The sequence below is a fragment of the Streptomyces sp. ICC4 genome (genome assembly GCF_003287915.1).
Taxonomy (GTDB): Bacteria; Actinomycetota; Actinomycetes; order Streptomycetales; family Streptomycetaceae; genus Streptomyces; species Streptomyces tritrimontium.
Genome location: NZ_CP030286.1, coordinates 972,221 through 987,252, shown reverse-complemented (window position 1 = coordinate 987,252; position 15,032 = coordinate 972,221). Strand labels below are relative to the sequence as shown.

The 15,032-nt window shown below is 70.7% G+C and carries 7 protein-coding genes and 1 pseudogene; 6 read left to right on the top strand and 2 right to left on the bottom strand.

Translation table 11 applies throughout. The features are described from left to right. The first annotated feature begins 24 nt into the window (after positions 1–24). From DRB89_RS04545 to DRB89_RS04535, 3 genes are all read left to right on the top strand, one after another. The gene (locus DRB89_RS04545) at positions 25–2,244 is read left to right on the top strand and encodes a glycoside hydrolase family 3 N-terminal domain-containing protein (protein WP_112447239.1); all 2,220 of its coding nucleotides are present in this window, start codon (positions 25–27) and stop codon (positions 2,242–2,244) included. Next, positions 2,241–3,767 carry a glycoside hydrolase family 43 protein gene (locus DRB89_RS04540; RefSeq protein ID WP_112447241.1) on the top strand — a complete coding sequence of 509 codons (1,527 nt, stop codon included), beginning with the start codon at positions 2,241–2,243 and terminating at the stop codon, positions 3,765–3,767. The genes DRB89_RS04545 and DRB89_RS04540 overlap by 4 nt, the downstream gene beginning before the upstream one ends. 324 nt (positions 3,768–4,091) lie before the next feature. Beyond that, positions 4,092–6,818 (top strand): beta-L-arabinofuranosidase domain-containing protein, encoded by a 2,727-nt coding sequence (locus DRB89_RS04535; RefSeq protein WP_112447242.1) that lies wholly within the window; start codon positions 4,092–4,094, stop codon positions 6,816–6,818. Between the two features lie 106 nt (positions 6,819–6,924). Here the strand turns inward: DRB89_RS04535 and DRB89_RS04530 are convergent, their stop codons facing one another. After that, positions 6,925–7,956, bottom strand: coding sequence for a LacI family DNA-binding transcriptional regulator (locus DRB89_RS04530; RefSeq protein ID WP_112447244.1), 1,032 nt, complete (start codon positions 7,954–7,956; stop codon positions 6,925–6,927). 270 nt (positions 7,957–8,226) lie between these two features. Here DRB89_RS04530 and DRB89_RS04525 point away from each other — a divergent pair, with 270 nt between their 5' ends. The 3 genes from DRB89_RS04525 (at position 8,227) to DRB89_RS04515 (ending at position 12,348) form a co-directional block, all read left to right on the top strand. Then, positions 8,227–9,198, top strand: a complete 972-nt coding sequence (locus DRB89_RS04525) for a glycoside hydrolase family 6 protein (protein ID WP_112447245.1) — start codon at positions 8,227–8,229, stop codon at positions 9,196–9,198. A gap of 45 nt (positions 9,199–9,243) precedes the next feature. Next, positions 9,244–10,533, top strand: coding sequence for a glycoside hydrolase family 6 protein (locus DRB89_RS04520; RefSeq protein ID WP_112447247.1), 1,290 nt, complete (start codon positions 9,244–9,246; stop codon positions 10,531–10,533). A 375-nt stretch (positions 10,534–10,908) separates the two neighbouring features. Beyond that, complete coding sequence (locus DRB89_RS04515) at positions 10,909–12,348, top strand: endo-1,4-beta-xylanase (RefSeq protein ID WP_112447249.1); 1,440 nt, start codon at positions 10,909–10,911, stop codon at positions 12,346–12,348. Positions 12,349–12,499: 151 nt separating this feature from the next. Here DRB89_RS04515 and DRB89_RS04510 read toward each other — a convergent pair. Next, positions 12,500–14,971 (bottom strand): annotated as a pseudogene (locus DRB89_RS04510) (glycoside hydrolase family 9 protein). Positions 14,972–15,032 lie beyond the last annotated feature (61 nt).

Genomic DNA, 15,032 nt, shown 5'->3' with positions numbered 1-15,032 from the left:
CGTCGAAGTCCCTAGGAGAACTCCTTGACCGAGCCCTGGCGTGACCCCCTCATACCCGTGTCCGTACGAGTCGCCGATCTGCTGAAACGGATGACGCTGGAAGAGAAGGCGGGTCAGCTCACCGGATTCTGGGCGCTGCCCTCGGATCCGGGGACACCGGTCGCGCCGATGGAGGACGATTCCGGCGAGTCCGCGCCCGGCCTGGACGACATCGTCGCCCACGGGCTCGGCCAGCTCACCCGGGTGTACGGCACCGCGCCGATCGCCGCGGAGGCCGGGATGGAGCGGCTCGCCTCGCTCCAGCGGCAGGTGACCGGATCCGGCCGGTTCGGGATCCCGGCGGTCGCTCACGAGGAGTGCCTGACCGGGTTCATGACGTTCGGGGCGACGGTCTTCCCCGGGCCACTGGCCTGGGGAGCCTCCTTCGATCCCGGGCTCGTGCGCCGGATGGCCGCTGCCATCGGGGCGGGGATGCGGCAGGTCGGCGTCCACCAAGGGCTGGCTCCGGTGCTCGACGTGGTCCGCGACTACCGGTGGGGCAGGACCGAGGAGTGCATCGGCGAGGATCCCTATCTCGTCGGAGCGATCGGCACCGCCTACGTGCAGGGTTTGGAGGGCGCCGGGATCGTGGCGACGCTCAAGCACTTCGCCGGGTACTCGGCCTCGCGCGGCGGCCGGAACATGGCCCCCGTCTCCTCGGGGCCGCGCGAGTTCGCCGACGTACTGGTCGAGCCCTTCGTACGGGCGCTGCGCGAGGGGGGCGCCCGGTCGGTGATGAACAGCTACACCGACGTGGACGGCGTCCCGGTGGCCGCCGATCCACGGCTGCTGACCGAACTGCTGAGGGGTGAGCTCGGTTTCAGTGGTGTGGTCGTCGCCGACTACTACGCCGTCTCCTTCCTGGAGACCCGGCACGGCGTCACCGGATCGCGGGGCGCGGCCGGCTCGCTGGCGTTGACCGCCGGAATCGACGTCGAGCTGCCCACGGCCCGCTGCTACGGCGAGCCGCTGACCGAACTCGTCCGGTCGGGAGTCGTGTCCGAGGAACTCATCGATCGGGCCGCGGAACGGGTCCTGCTGCAGAAGGCCGAGCTCGGCCTGCTCGACCCCGGCTGGGAACCCGTCAAGCCCGAGCCGGTCGACCTCGACCCGCCGGAAAACCGGGCATTGGCCAGGCTCCTGGCCGAACGGTCCACCGTGCTGCTCGCCAACGACGGCATCCTGCCGCTGCGGCCGTGCCGGGTCGCGATCAGCGGGCCGTACGCGGACGACCCCCAGTCCTTCCTCGGCTGCTACTCCTTCCCCAACCACGTCGCGCTGCCCGGCGACCTCGGGCTGCACATCCCGACGCTCGGTGAGGCGCTCACCGCTGGCGGGTTCGCAGTCACCGACGACGATCCGGACGTGAACGTGCTGGTACTCGGGGACCGGGCCGGCATGTTCGGCCGGGGCACCTCCGGAGAAGGCTGCGACGCCGAGACCCTCGACCTGCCCGGCGACCAGGCCGCGCTCGCCGACACCGTTCTGGACTCCGGGGTGCCGACCGTTCTGGTCCTCGTCTCCGGACGGCCCTACGCACTCGGCACGCTGGCCGAGCGCGCATCGGCCGTGGTGCAGGCCTTCTTCCCCGGCGAGGAGGGCGGGACGGCGCTGGCCCGGATCATCAGCGGGGCCGCGGAACCGTCCGGGCGGCTGCCCGTCTCCATCCCCCGCCAGGCCGGCGGCCAGCCCGGCACCTACCTGCACGCCCGGCTAGGCGGGCACACCGAATGGAGCTCGGTGGACCCGACCCCGCTGTTCCCCTTCGGGCACGGGCTGAGCTGGACCAGCTTCACCTGCTCGGAGCTCTCCGTGGATCCCGTCGCCGCGACGGACGGGGCCGTCTCCGTTTCGGTCACCGTGCGCAACGTCGGCGAGGTGGCCGGGACCGAAGTGGTCCAGCTGTACCTCTCCGATCCCGTGGCGTCCGTCGTCCGGCCGCAGCGGTGGCTCGCCGGATTCGCCAGGGTCGAGCTGCGGCCGGGCGCGGCCGCCCGGGTCACCTTCTCGGTCCATGCCGACCGGACCTCCTTCACCGGGCTGGACCTGCGCAGAAGAGTGGAGCCCGGGGAGATCGGCGTGGCCGTCGGACGGTCCAGCGGCGATCTTCCGCTCCACGGCTCCTTCACTCTGGAGGGCCCCGTACGCCACCCCGCGGCCGACCGGGTGCTGTCCGTTCCGGTCGAGATCGTCCCGGTTCCATGACCACGTCGTGCGATGACCCCGTCTTCGGTGATCCCGTGCTGCCCGGGTTCCGGCCCGACCCGTCCGTCTGCCGGGTGGGAGCGGACCACTACCTGGTGACGTCCAGCTTCGAATGGTTCCCCGGCCTGCCCGTGTTCCACAGCCGCGATCTCGTGAACTGGCGGCGCATCGGCTCCGCGCTCGACCGGGCGTCCCAGCTCGACCTCGACGGGTGCGAGCCCTCACGGGGTCTGTTCGCACCGACGATCCGGCACCATGACGGGGTCTTCCACCTCGTCTGCACGCTGATGGACGGCCCCGGCCATTTCGTCGTCACGGCGACCGACCCGGCGGGGCCGTGGTCGGAACCCCAATGGTTGGAGGGCGAGGGCTTCGACCCTTCGCTGTTCTTCGACGACGGACCGGACGAGGGCGAAGGGCAGGGGGACGGGGAGGGCGACGGCGACCGGGACGGCGACGGCGACGGCCGGGCCTGGTTCACGGCCGCACGAGTCGTGGACGAGGCCGCGGGCCGCACCGAGATCTGGATGCGCGAATACCTCCCCCGGGAACGACGGCTGACGGGACCCGAGTACGTCCTGTGGTCGGGGAGCCACCCCGACGCCCGATGGTCGGAGGCCCCGCACCTCTACCAGACCGGCGGCACCTACCTATTGGTCACCGCCGAGGGCGGCACCGATGTGGACCACAGCGTGGTGGCCGCCCGCTCCACCCGCGTGACCGGCCCCTACGAGGGCGCCCCCGGCAATCCGGTGCTACCGCCCGCCAAGGGTCCGGTCACCTGCACCGGGCACGCCGACCTCGTCCAAACCCCGAACGGCGACTGGCGGGCCGTCCTCCTGGGCGTCCGCCCCGGCTCCGCCCTCGGCCGCGAGACCTTCCTCAGCCGGATCACCTGGGACGCGGGCTGGCCGGTCTTCTCCCCCGTCGCCCACACGGACCTCCGCCGCCCCGTCCACGACGACTTCGCCACGCTCGGCGCGGACTGGAGCACCCTGCGCACCCCACCCGCGCGGTTCTGGACCACCGGCGACGGGCTCCGCCTCCAGCTCCGCCCCGAACGCCTGGGCGAGCGCACCACCCCTTCCCTCCTGGCCCGCCCACAGGAGCAGCCCGACTGCGACGTCTCCACCGAGCTGCGCTTCGCCCCCACCGCACCGGAGGAACAGGCGGGCCTCGCCGTGGTCCTGGACGACGAGGCCCATCTCCTCTTCCTCCGCACCGCGGAAGGACTCATCCTCCGCCGCGGGGCCGAGGTCCTGGCCGGCGTTCGGGTCCCCCCGGGCCCCGTTCGCCTGGGGGTCCGCATCCGCGGGCTCAGCCACACCTTCGCCCACGCGGCGCCCGACGGAGCCTGGCAGGACCTGACCACCGTCGAAGCCACCTTCCTGACCCCGCTGTTCACCAGCATCCAGCTCGGCCTCTACGCCACCTCCAACGGTCGTCCCTCCACCAACCAAGCCCATTTCACGTCGTTCGACATCACGTACCCGGCCCCACCGGAACCGCCGGGCAGGCGCTGACATCGCTGGCGCCGCGGGCAGGTGGTGGTCAGCCTCCGCCACCTGCCCGTTCGCGCCTCGCGTCCCGCCCAGACGACCCCCGTTGACCTCGGTGGACGTGGCCGCGATGTACGCCGCCGGAGCGGACCGATCGCCCGGACCAACTGCGCGCGGTGCGCGGGACGGCCCTGCCGCCGCCGCCCGTCGAAAGTATTGACACGTCAATTGTGAGCGTTAACACTCGTGCGCAGCAGGCAGCCGCCGCGCCGACCTCACAGCCCCCGGTCGAAGCCCGACAGGCCATGTGCGCGGCGCCCCCATCCCCCACGGACCACGGAGTTCGCCATGCCGGTTCCCCCCTTAAGCCGCCGCGCCATGATCAAGGCGACCGGCGTCGCGGCCGTGGCCGCCGCTGTCGGCCCCGTACTGGGCACCGTCTCCGCGGCGGCGCAGACACCCCCGGTCAGGTCCGACTTCGGAGTGTCGACGTTCCCGTTCGACCTGGGTCAGGTCCAGCTCACCAGCAGCCGCTGGCTCGACAATCAGAACCGCACCCTGGCCTATCTCCGCTTCATCGACGTCGACCGCCTGCTGTACAACTTCCGCGCCAACCACCGGCTCTCCACCAACGCCGCGGCCCCGACCGGAGGATGGGACGACCCGGCGTTCCCCTTCCGCACCCACGTGCAGGGCCACTTCCTCACGGCATGGGCCCAGGCCTACGCCGCGGTCGGGGACACCACCTGCCGCGACAAGGCCGACCGCATGGTGGCCGAACTCGCCAAGTGCCAAGCCAACAACTCCACCGCGGGCTTCTCCGCCGGCTACCTGTCGGGCTTTCCCGAGGCCGACTTCACCAGCCTCGAAGCAGGCACACTGAACAACGGCAACGTCCCGTACTACTGCGTCCACAAGACCATGGCCGGTCTGCTCGACGTGTGGCGCCTCATCGGCAACACGCAGGCCCGCGACGTGCTCCTCGCGCTCGCCGGCTGGGTCGACCGGCGCACCGCAGCGCTCAGCCAGAGCAGGATGCAGTCGTTGATGGGCGTCGAGTTCGGCGGCATGAACGAGGTGCTGGCCGACCTCCACCAACAGACCGGCGACGCACGCTGGCTGACCACCGCCCAGCGGTTCGACCACGCGGCGGTCTTCGACCCCCTCGCCGCGAACCTGGACCAGCTGAACGGTCTGCACGCCAACACGCAGGTGCCCAAGTGGATCGGAGCCGTCCGCGAGTACAAGGCCACCGGGACGACCCGCTACCGCGACATCGCCGCCAACGCGTGGACGATCTGCACCACCTCGCACACGTACGCCATCGGCGGCAACAGCCAGGCGGAACACTTCCGAGCCCCGAACGCCATCTCCGGCTTCCTCGTCCCCGACACCTGCGAGCTCTGCAACTCCTACAACATGCTCAAGCTGACCCGAGAACTGTGGCAGCTGGACCCCGGCCGGGCGTCGTACTTCGACTTCTACGAGAAGGCACTGCTCAACCACGTCATCGGCGCCCAGAACCCGGCCGACCCCCACGGGCACGTCACCTACTTCACCCCCCTCAACCCGGGCGGCCGCCGTGGCAAGGGCCCGGCCTGGGGCGGCGGCACCTGGAGCACCGACTACGGCACGTTCTGGTGCTGCCAGGGAACGGGCATCGAGTCCAACACGAAGCTGATGGACTCCATCTACTTCCACGACGGCAGCACCACCCTCACCGTGAACCTGTTCCTCCCCTCCGTCCTGAGCTGGACCCAGCGAGGCATCACCGTCACCCAGACCACCTCCTACCCGGCAGACGACACCACGACGCTCAAGGTCACCGGCGGCGTCGGCGGGACCTGGTCGATGCGCGTCCGCATCCCCGGATGGACTTCGGGCGCCACCCTCAGCGTCAACGGCGTCGCCCAGGCCGTCACTGCCAGTCCGGGCAGCTACGCCACGCTCACCCGGTCCTGGACCTCGGGCGACACCGTCACCGTGAAGCTCCCCATGCGCGTGGCCCTCCAGGCCGCCAACGACAGCCCCGGTGTCGCGGCGATCACGTACGGCCCCGCCGTCCTCGCCGGCAACTACGGCAGCACCACGCTGTCCTCCCTCCCGGCCCTGGACCCCTCTTCGATCACCCGAACCAGCAGCACCGCCCTCGCCTTCACGGCCACCGCCAACGGGACGAAGGTCGACCTCGCCCCCTTCCACGACGCCCAGGGCTTCAACTACAGCGTCTACTGGCGGACCGACAGTCCCGGCTTCCGTCTCGTCAACGCGGCCAGCGGGCTCGTCCTCGGCATCCGGAACATGTCCACCGCCGACGGGGGCCTCGCCCTGCAGTGGACCGACTCCGGCACCGCCGACCACGTCTGGACCCTCCTCGTGGACGGCACCGCACTGCGGCTGCGCAACCTCAACAGCGGCAAGGTCCTCGGCGTGAAGGACATGTCCACCGCCGACAACGCCCCGGTCCTCCAGTGGGCCGACACCGGCACCGCCGACCACCGTTGGACCGTCGTCGACGCCGGCAACGGCTACCACAAGCTTCAAAACGTCCACACCGGCAAGCTGCTGGGCATCGAAGGCGGCTCCACCGCCAACGGCGCCGCAGCCGTACAGGTGCCCGACACCGGCGCCCCCGCCGGCCAGTGGCAGTTCGTCCCCGACGGCGCCAGGCGCATCCAGAACGTCGCCAGCGGGCGGGTACTCGGTGTGCGGGACATGTCCACCGCCGACGGCGGCCTCGCCATCCAGTGGGACGACAACGGCACCGCCGACCATCTCTGGACGGCCGTAATCGACACCGGCGGCCACTTGCGCCTGCGCAACTCCCACAGCGGCAAGGTCCTCGCCGTGGAGAACGGCGACACCGCCAACGGCGCCCGGATCGTCCAGTGGGCGGACAACGGCGCCGCCGACCACCGGTGGCGCCTGCGCCACGGCGGCGGCGACACCTTCAGGATCCAGTGCGCCAACAGCGGCCGCGTCCTCGGCGTCTCCGGCGCCTCCACCACCCAGGGAGCACAGACCGTCCTCTGGGACGACAACGGCACCAGCGACCACCTGTGGCGATTCATCTGACCCGGCGCCGAGTCTCCCGATCGCCGCAGGCCGATCGCGGCGACGGGAAATCGAGTGGGAGGCGCTCCCGTCAGATCGGGCCGGCCCTGCCGGAAGCGCCCGCCGATCAGGCCGACGCGGGCAGATCGGGGGCGGACTCGCGCACGGTCAGGCGGGTCGGGAGGATCAGCGGGGTGGGGCGGTGTCCTTCGATGGCACTGACCAGCATCCTGGCCATCTCCTGGCCCAGCGCCCGCACCGGCTGATGGACCGTGGTCAGCGGCGGGCTGGTGTGCCGGGCGCTCGCCAGGTCGTTGAAGCCGATCACCGCGACGTCCTCGGGAACCCGGAGCCCCCGTTCCCGCAAGGTGCGCAGAGCGCCGATGGCCATCGCGTCGGAGGCCGCGAACACCGCGTCGGGATCGGGGTGCGCCCGGAGCAGTCGCTCCATCGCCTCGGCGCCGCCGTCCTCGGTGAACTGCCCGGGCTCGACACCGAGCAGCGGCAGGCCGGACAGCGTCAGACCGTCGGTGAACCCCTCCTCCCGCGCGACGGAGGCCCTGGTGTCCACCTGTCCGGTGATCATGACGGGGCGTCGGCGGCCGGTGCGCGCGAAGTGCTCGGCGGCCAGGCGGGCGCCGCCCCGGTTGTCGGCGTCCACGTACCAGGTGGGCTCGCCGGTGAGCGGGAGTCCGCCGAAGACGACGGGGAGATCGACCTCCTCGCCCAGGCGTCCCAGCGGATCGTCGCCCCGCAGCGCCATCAGCATGACGCCGTCGGCCCGGCGGGAGCGCAGCAACCGCTCGAACCTCTCCCGGCCGCGCGGGGTGTTGGCCAGCAGCAGGATCAGTTCCAGTTCGGTCTGCTCCAGCGCCGCGCTGACGCCGACGATGACCTCCGCGAAGAACGGATCCGCGAACAGCCCCGGCTCGTCGCTGGAGACCGCCAGCACCACCGCTCCGACCCTGCGGCTCGCGAGGGCCTGCGCGGAGGGGTTGGGCACGAAGTCCAGTTCGCGCACCGCCCGTTGGACCGCCTCCCGCTTGGCGCGGCTGACGTGCGGGGCGTTGTTTATCACCCGGGAGGCCGCAGTGCGCGACACACCGGCACGTGCGGCCACCTCGTCGAGAGTCGGCATGCGCTTGTGTGACGGCTCCATGGAAGAACTGCTCCTCGCGCTCACGCGGACGGCCAACAGCGGCCATGATTCCATGCGCCGTCCCGACTTCGGACCTGCGCGCGGACGATGCCGTTGGTCTCGATTTGGTAGCGCTTCCAACTTGTCGCGCCCCACCGGCCCCCAGCGGTACTTCCGTGTTCAACCTCTTGACACACCCTGACGACCCGCCCAATCATCCCATCAGCGCTGTCCCGCCCCTCATCAAAACTGGAAGCGCTTCCACTTCCCCACCCCACCGGAGGAAGAACCATGCGCAAGCCCGTCCGAGCCACATCCGCCCTGCTGGCCGGTGTCCTAGCCGCCGGCCTCGCCGTGATCAACGCGGGCCCGGCGTACGCCGCCGACCCGACCACCATGACCAGCGGCTTCTACGCCGACCCCGACAACTCCGCCCTGCGGTGGACCAACGCGAACCCCGGCGACGGGCGGGCGGCGGCGATCCGGACGTCCATCGCCAACACCCCGGCAGCCCGCTGGTTCGGGAACTGGAGCGGCGACATCGGCACGGCAACCGGCGCCTACGTCGGCCGCGCGGACTCCTACGACAAGCTGCCGATCCTGGTCGCGTACAACATCCCCCACCGGGACATCTGCGCCGGTCACTCCGGCGGCGGCGCGGGGAGCCGCGCCGCGTACGACGCCTGGATCGCCGCCTTCGCCAGTGGCATCGGCAGCCGCCCGGCCGTCGTCGTCCTCGAACCCGACGCGCTCGGCCACGAGAGCTGCATGACGGCCGCCCAGATCGCCGAGCGCAACGCCATGCTGAAGAACGCGATCGACCAGTTCAAGGCCAAGGCACCCAACACCTGGGTCTACCTCGACGCCGGGAACCCCGGCTGGGTCGACGCCACCACCATGGCGCGCCAGCTCGCCGCCGCCGGTGTCGGCGGGGCACGCGGCTTCGTGCTGAACGTCTCCAACTACTTCACCACCGGCCAGAACACCTCCTACGGCAATGCGGTCAACTCCGCCCTGGGCTCATACGGCTACACCAAGCCGTTCGTCGTCGACACCAGCCGCAACGGCAACGGTTCCAACGGCCAGTGGTGCAACCCCGCAGGCCGCCGGATCGGCACTCCCAGCCAGCGCGGCGGCGGTGCCGAGATGCTGCTGTGGATCAAGGTCCCCGGCGAGTCCGACGGCAACTGCGGCGTCGGGGCCGGCTCCTCGGCCGGGCAGTTCCTGCCGGAGGTCGCCTACAAGATGATCTACGGCTACTGACCCCCCTTCCCTCGCCGAAGGCCGAACCCCTACCGAAGGAACCCCGTGCGCATCCCCCTGCACCGATTAGCCCTGGCAGCGAGCGCGCTCGCGCTGCTCCTCGGCGCCGCCGCCCCGGCCTCTGCCGAGGCGAGCTCCGCGCCGGCCTCCCACACGCTTCCCACGAACACCCGCTTCTACGTCGATCCCGACAGCGACGCAGCCCACCAGGCCGTCACCGACTTCCTTCACCGGGACTTCGAGGGCGCCAAGTCCATGGCGAAGCTGGCCAGTTGGCCAGAGGCTGCCTGGTTCACCGACGGCACCCCGGAGCAGGTCGAATCCCGCGTACGCGACCTGGTGCGCCGAGCCGAGCGAACCCGGACGGTTCCCGTCCTGGTGGCCTACAACATCCCGCTGCGCGACTGCTCCCAGTACTCCTCCGGCGGTGCGCAGTCGGACGCCGAGTACCAGGCCTGGATCAGCGCCTTCGCCCGGGGGCTCGGCCGCAGCAAGGCCGTCGTCATTCTCGAACCGGACGGGCTGGCCAACCTCCCCTCCGACTGCGGTCCCGGCAGCGACCCCACCGGCGCGATCACCACAGGACGCTTCGCCGACCTCAACCACGCGATCGACGCCCTGGGGCGGCAGCCGAACAGCGTCGTCTACCTGGACGCCGGCAACAGCCACTGGCGCAGCGTCGGCGACATCGCACAACGCCTCCTCCAGGCCGGCGTCACCCGCACCCAGGGCTTCTCGCTGAACGTCTCCAACTATCTGGCCACCGGCCTGTCCACCCACTACGGCACCTGGGTCTCCCAGTGCCTGTGGTTCGCCACCAAGGGCCCGGACTGGGCCAGGGGGCACGCCGACTGGTGCGCGAGCCAGTACTACTCACCCGCAGCGCCGAACGACGGGCAGCCGGGAAACTCCGTGAACGTGGACGATCCGTCCACGTGGCACTGGACCGACCGCTGGTTCCAGCAGAACGTCGGTACCCCGCCCACGCAGGAGCTCACCCACCTGGTCGTCGACACGAGCCGCAACGGCCAGGGCGCCTGGACCCCGCCCGCGGGCAAGTACAGCGGCGACCCGCAAACCTGGTGCAACGCCCCGGGTCGCGGCGTCGGCGACCGGCCGACCGCGAACACCGGCGTCCCGCTCGTCGACGCCTACCTGTGGATCAAGACGGTTGGTCAGTCCGACGGCCAGTGCAACCGCGGCATCCCGGGCGGCACCATCGACCCGGAGTACGGCATCGTCGATCCCGCGGCCGGCGTGTGGTGGCCGGAGCAGGCCAAGTCCCTCGTCCGGAACGCCAACCCCGCACTGGGGTTCAACACGGGCGTGCGCTGACCTAGGCCGCCGTGACCAGGCCGCCATTACCGGCGATGCCGACTGAAGGAAATGCTCGTTTACAGCTTTCCGTCAGATCCCGATTGAATTGTCCTCATCGAAATACTTTCGATGAGGACAATTCAATGAAAAGGGACCACTAAGCGCCCCCGAGAGACAGATTATCGAAATGCTTTCGAAACTCTTGACTTGTTTCGGCTGGGTTTCCAGACTGATGGGCGAGGCGGTGTGGCCCGTCCGTGTCCGGTTCCGGGCGCCGTCCTCGGATCTCTACGCGCTCATGAGCGTCCCTTTCCCATGGACGCGGGCGTCGTTCACGCGGATTCACCATGCCGCGATCCAACCCTTCCGCGATTTCTTTCTGGAGGCTCATTCATGGGCTCACAAGCCATTCCCCCACCCACCGTCCGCCGGAAGACCGGCGGCCTGTGTGCGGCCCTGGTCGTCGGCGTCCTCGGTGCGGCCGCCGCGCTGGTGGCGCCGACGTCACACGCCGCCGAGAGCACGCTCGGCAGCGCGGCGGCGCAGAGCGGCCGGTACTTCGGTACCGCCATCGCCTCGGGCAGGCTGGGCGACTCGGCGTACACGACGATCGCCGGCCGCGAGTTCAACTCGGTGACGCCCGAGAACGAGATGAAGATCGACGCCACCGAACCCCAGCAGGGCCAGTTCAACTTCGCCGCCGGCGACCGCGTCTACAACTGGGCGGTGCAGAACGGCAAGCAGGTACGCGGCCACACCCTGGCCTGGCACTCCCAGCAGCCCGGCTGGATGCAGAACCTCAGCGGCAGCACGCTGCGCCAGGCGATGACCAGCCACATCAACGGCGTGATGGCCCATTACAAGGGCAAGATCGGCCAGTGGGACGTCGTGAACGAGGCCTTCGAGGACGGCACTTCGGGAGCCCGGCGCAACTCCAACCTGCAGCGGACCGGCAACGACTGGATCGAGGTCGCCTTCCGCACCGCGCGCGCCGCCGACCCGGCCGCCAAGCTCTGCTACAACGACTACAACGTCGAGAACTGGACCTGGGCCAAGACCCAGGCCATGTACGCCATGGTCCGGGACTTCAAGCAGCGCGGCGTACCGATCGACTGCGTCGGCTTCCAGTCGCACTTCAACAGCGACAGCCCCTACAACAGCAACTTCCGTACCACCCTGCAGAGTTTCGCCGCCCTCGGCGTCGATGTGGCCGTCACGGAGCTCGACATCCAGGGCGCCTCGGGCACGACCTACGCCAACGTGACCAACGACTGCCTGGCCGTCCCGCGCTGCCTCGGCATCACCGTCTGGGGGGTGCGCGACACCGACTCCTGGCGACCGGAGCACTCGCCGCTGCTGTTCAACGGTGACGGCAGCAAGAAGGCCGCCTACTCCTCCGTCCTCAACGCACTCAACGCCGGATCCTCTACTCCCACTCCGACCCCTTCGCCCGGTTCTGGACAGATCAAGGGCGTCGGGTCGGGCCGCTGCCTGGACGTGCCCGGTGCCAGCACCACCGACGGCACCCAGCTCAACCTGTGGGACTGCAACAACCGCACCAACCAGCAGTGGTCGCACACCGCCGCAGGCGAGCTCAGGGTCTACGGCAACAAGTGCCTGGACGCCGCCGGCACCGGCAGCGGCACCAAGGTCCAGATCTACAGCTGCTGGGGTGGCGACAACCAGAAATGGCGCCTCAACTCCGACGGATCCATCGTCGGAGTCCAGTCCGGCCTCTGCCTCGACGCCGCCGGCAACAACACCGCCAACGGCACCCTGATCCAGCTCTACTCCTGCTCGAACGGCAGCAACCAGCGCTGGACCCGCACCTGACGACCTGCCCTGGCCAAGGGGCACAGTTCCCGTAGTGACACGCCCCGCACCATGGAGTGGAGCCAGGATGATCCTGGCTCCACTCCGCCGTCTGTCCGACGCGCTCCGCCCTCTGCACCTGGTCGGCGGGCGGACGGAGCATGACGAGCTTTCAGGAGCAGAGTGCACCGCCCAGCGTGTAGCGCGCCGGGATCGCGTTGGTACCCGAGTACGTCGCCTGGAAGCCGAAGCTCACGCTGCCGCCGGGTGCCAGCGTGCCGTTCCACCCGGCGTCCCGGGCGGTGACCGTGCTGCCCGACTGGCTCACCGTGGCGTTCCAGCCGTTGGTGATCCGCTGATCGCCCGCGAAGCTCCAGCCGAGGGTCCACCCGGAGATCGCCGAGGCTCCGGTGTTCTTCACCGTCACCGTCGCCGTGAAACCGTTGCCCCAGGCGTTGTCGATCCGGTACGCCACCGCGCAGGAAGCCGCCGACGCGTCGTCGTCCGCCTCCGTCGCCGTGAACGTCGCCGACTGCACTCCAGGACCACCGACCGTGAACGTCGCGCTGCCCGACGACGCGTCGGCGTCCTGCGCGGCGAGGACCGAAACCTGCTGCGCCGTCGCCCAGTCGGCCGGGGTGAACACCAAGGTCGCGGCTGCCGACAGGTCTTCGTCGCCGGAGTTCCGGGCCACCGTCACCGTCACGTTCTGCGTGGGCGCGGCCGAGAGCCGCACGCCCACCGGCGCCGAGCCGCCCTCCGGGACCGTCACGGCCGCCGGTGCGACCTGGACCACGGGCACCGCCGGAGCGCTGCGCCGCTCAGCCGCGAAGGCCGCCAGCCAGGCCAGCGAGGCGTTCCAGTTGATGGCCACCTCGTTGGTGGAGTACGAGCCGATGTCGTCCACGTAGCACGCCGCCGGTGCGCAGCCCGCCAGCTTCTCCTTGGCCACCGGGTCCTCCAGCCTGGCGTTCGGCCCTCCCGCGAAGGAACCGGCCGGCGGGTGCGGCAGCGAGGCGTCGTTCTGATGCGCCCAGAACCGGTGGTGCTGGTTCTCGGAGTAGCGGTCGCCGTAGCCGGTGATGTAGGAGAGGTCGAGCGCGTTGCGGCCGAGCAGTCAGTCCAGGGACTCCAACGCTCCGGCCCGGTAACGCTGTTGCCCGGTGATCTCGTACGCGACGGCCAGCACCATCGCGTTGTTGGTGACTGAGCTGTTGGAGCCCCACACGTACCCGGTGGCGGGGAGCGGCACCGCGTAGCCCTGTCCGGACATGGTGGACAGGTGGCCATCGGCCGCCGTGGTCAGCAGGCCGCGCAGCCGGGACACGTCGTCGGCGGGCAGGGTCACGCCGGGGATCGTGGCGAGGGTGATGCGGCCGGGCGTCGCGGTGCCGCCCCACCAGAACGCGTCGACGGGCTTGGTGTGGTGCGGGGAAGAGGTGACGGCGTCCCGGTATTGGGACTCGCCCGTGGTGGCCAGGAGTTCCGCCGCCGCCCAGTAGAACTCGTCGGAGACGTCGGCGTCCTCGTACGCACCGCCGCCGGTGTTGTCGCTCGCCAGGGCGAGCACGTTCGGGTTGGCCTTGGCGGCCGTCCAGGCGCGGCGGGCCGCGTCCAGGCAGCGCGCGGCGAACGCGGCGTCGTACGGCGCGTACACCCGGGCACACTGCGCGGCCGAGGCCGCCAGGTTCAGCGTCGCGGCGGTCGACGGCTTGTGCAACTCACGCTGTTCGGAGTCGAGTTCGGGCCGGGTCGGCAGGGCAGTCCACTTGGCGTCGTGCATCTTGTGGAAGGCCATCCCGGCCATCGGCTTCCCGGCCGGGACCTGCATCCGCAGCAGGAACTCCAGTTCCCAACGGGCCTCGTCCAGCACGTCCGGCGTCCCGTTGCCGCGCTCCGGCACCCTCAGCGTCGCGTCGCCGAGCGCCGCGTCGCCGCCCGAACGGCGGGCCCTTTCGAAGGAGTTGACCATCTCCCAGACGGAGATTCCCCCGTTGACCACGTACTTGCCCTGGTCGCCCGCGTCGTACCAGCCGCCGCGCACGTCCAGTTGGTAGTCGCACACCCCGGCCTGGCAGGGGACGCCGGTGTCGCCCTTGTTCGGGGCGACGCCCAGGTGCCCGGCGGGGCGGGCGTACGCGCTGCCGCCCGCCAGGGCGGCGTCGATCGCGATACCGCTGCGCTGCTGGTAGAAGAACGACATGCTGTCGGCGCGCAGTCCGTCGTACAGCGATGCGGAGATGTCGAAGGGGTGGCTGGTCTGGCCGCCGACGACCAGGGTGTAGCCAGTGCCGGTGCCGGTGTACGCGCCGAAGTCCACCAGGTGCGTGGACTGGCCGGACGCCTGGTCGGCGCCGCGCACCGTGGTGGCGCCCGAGGCGGCCACCGCGCCGGAGGCGTCGCGCAGTTGCCAGGCGAGCGGGGCGGTCGCGGAGCTGGCCACGGTGGCCCGCTTGGGGCCGTCGGGCAGGTAGCCGAGCTGGTTGACCCGGACGGGCGTGTCGGCAGCGGCTGCCACGGTGGCGGCAGCCGCGACCGGAACGGTCAGGGCGGTCGCGGACAGGCCGCCAGCGGCCAGCGCGAGGCCGGCGAGCACGGCGGCCGCGCGACGTGGCACGCCGCGGGCGGAGGTGACAGGAGGCACAGTGAAGCCTTCCTCGGGGGGTGGGGGGCGGAGTGGGAGCGCTCCCAATGAAGCCAGGCGC

Bases quoted from the DNA above. Each gene is read 5' to 3' on its own strand.
- DRB89_RS04540 (WP_112447241.1), top strand. From the start codon at position 2,241: ATGACCACGTCGTGCGATGACCCCGTCTTCGGTGATCCCGTGCTGCCC.
- DRB89_RS04535 (WP_112447242.1), top strand. From the start codon at position 4,092: ATGCCGGTTCCCCCCTTAAGCCGCCGCGCCATGATCAAGGCGACCGGC.
- DRB89_RS04530 (WP_112447244.1), bottom strand. From the start codon at position 7,956: ATGGAGCCGTCACACAAGCGCATGCCGACTCTCGACGAGGTGGCCGCA.
- DRB89_RS04525 (WP_112447245.1), top strand. From the start codon at position 8,227: ATGCGCAAGCCCGTCCGAGCCACATCCGCCCTGCTGGCCGGTGTCCTA.
- DRB89_RS04515 (WP_112447249.1), top strand. From the start codon at position 10,909: ATGGGCTCACAAGCCATTCCCCCACCCACCGTCCGCCGGAAGACCGGC.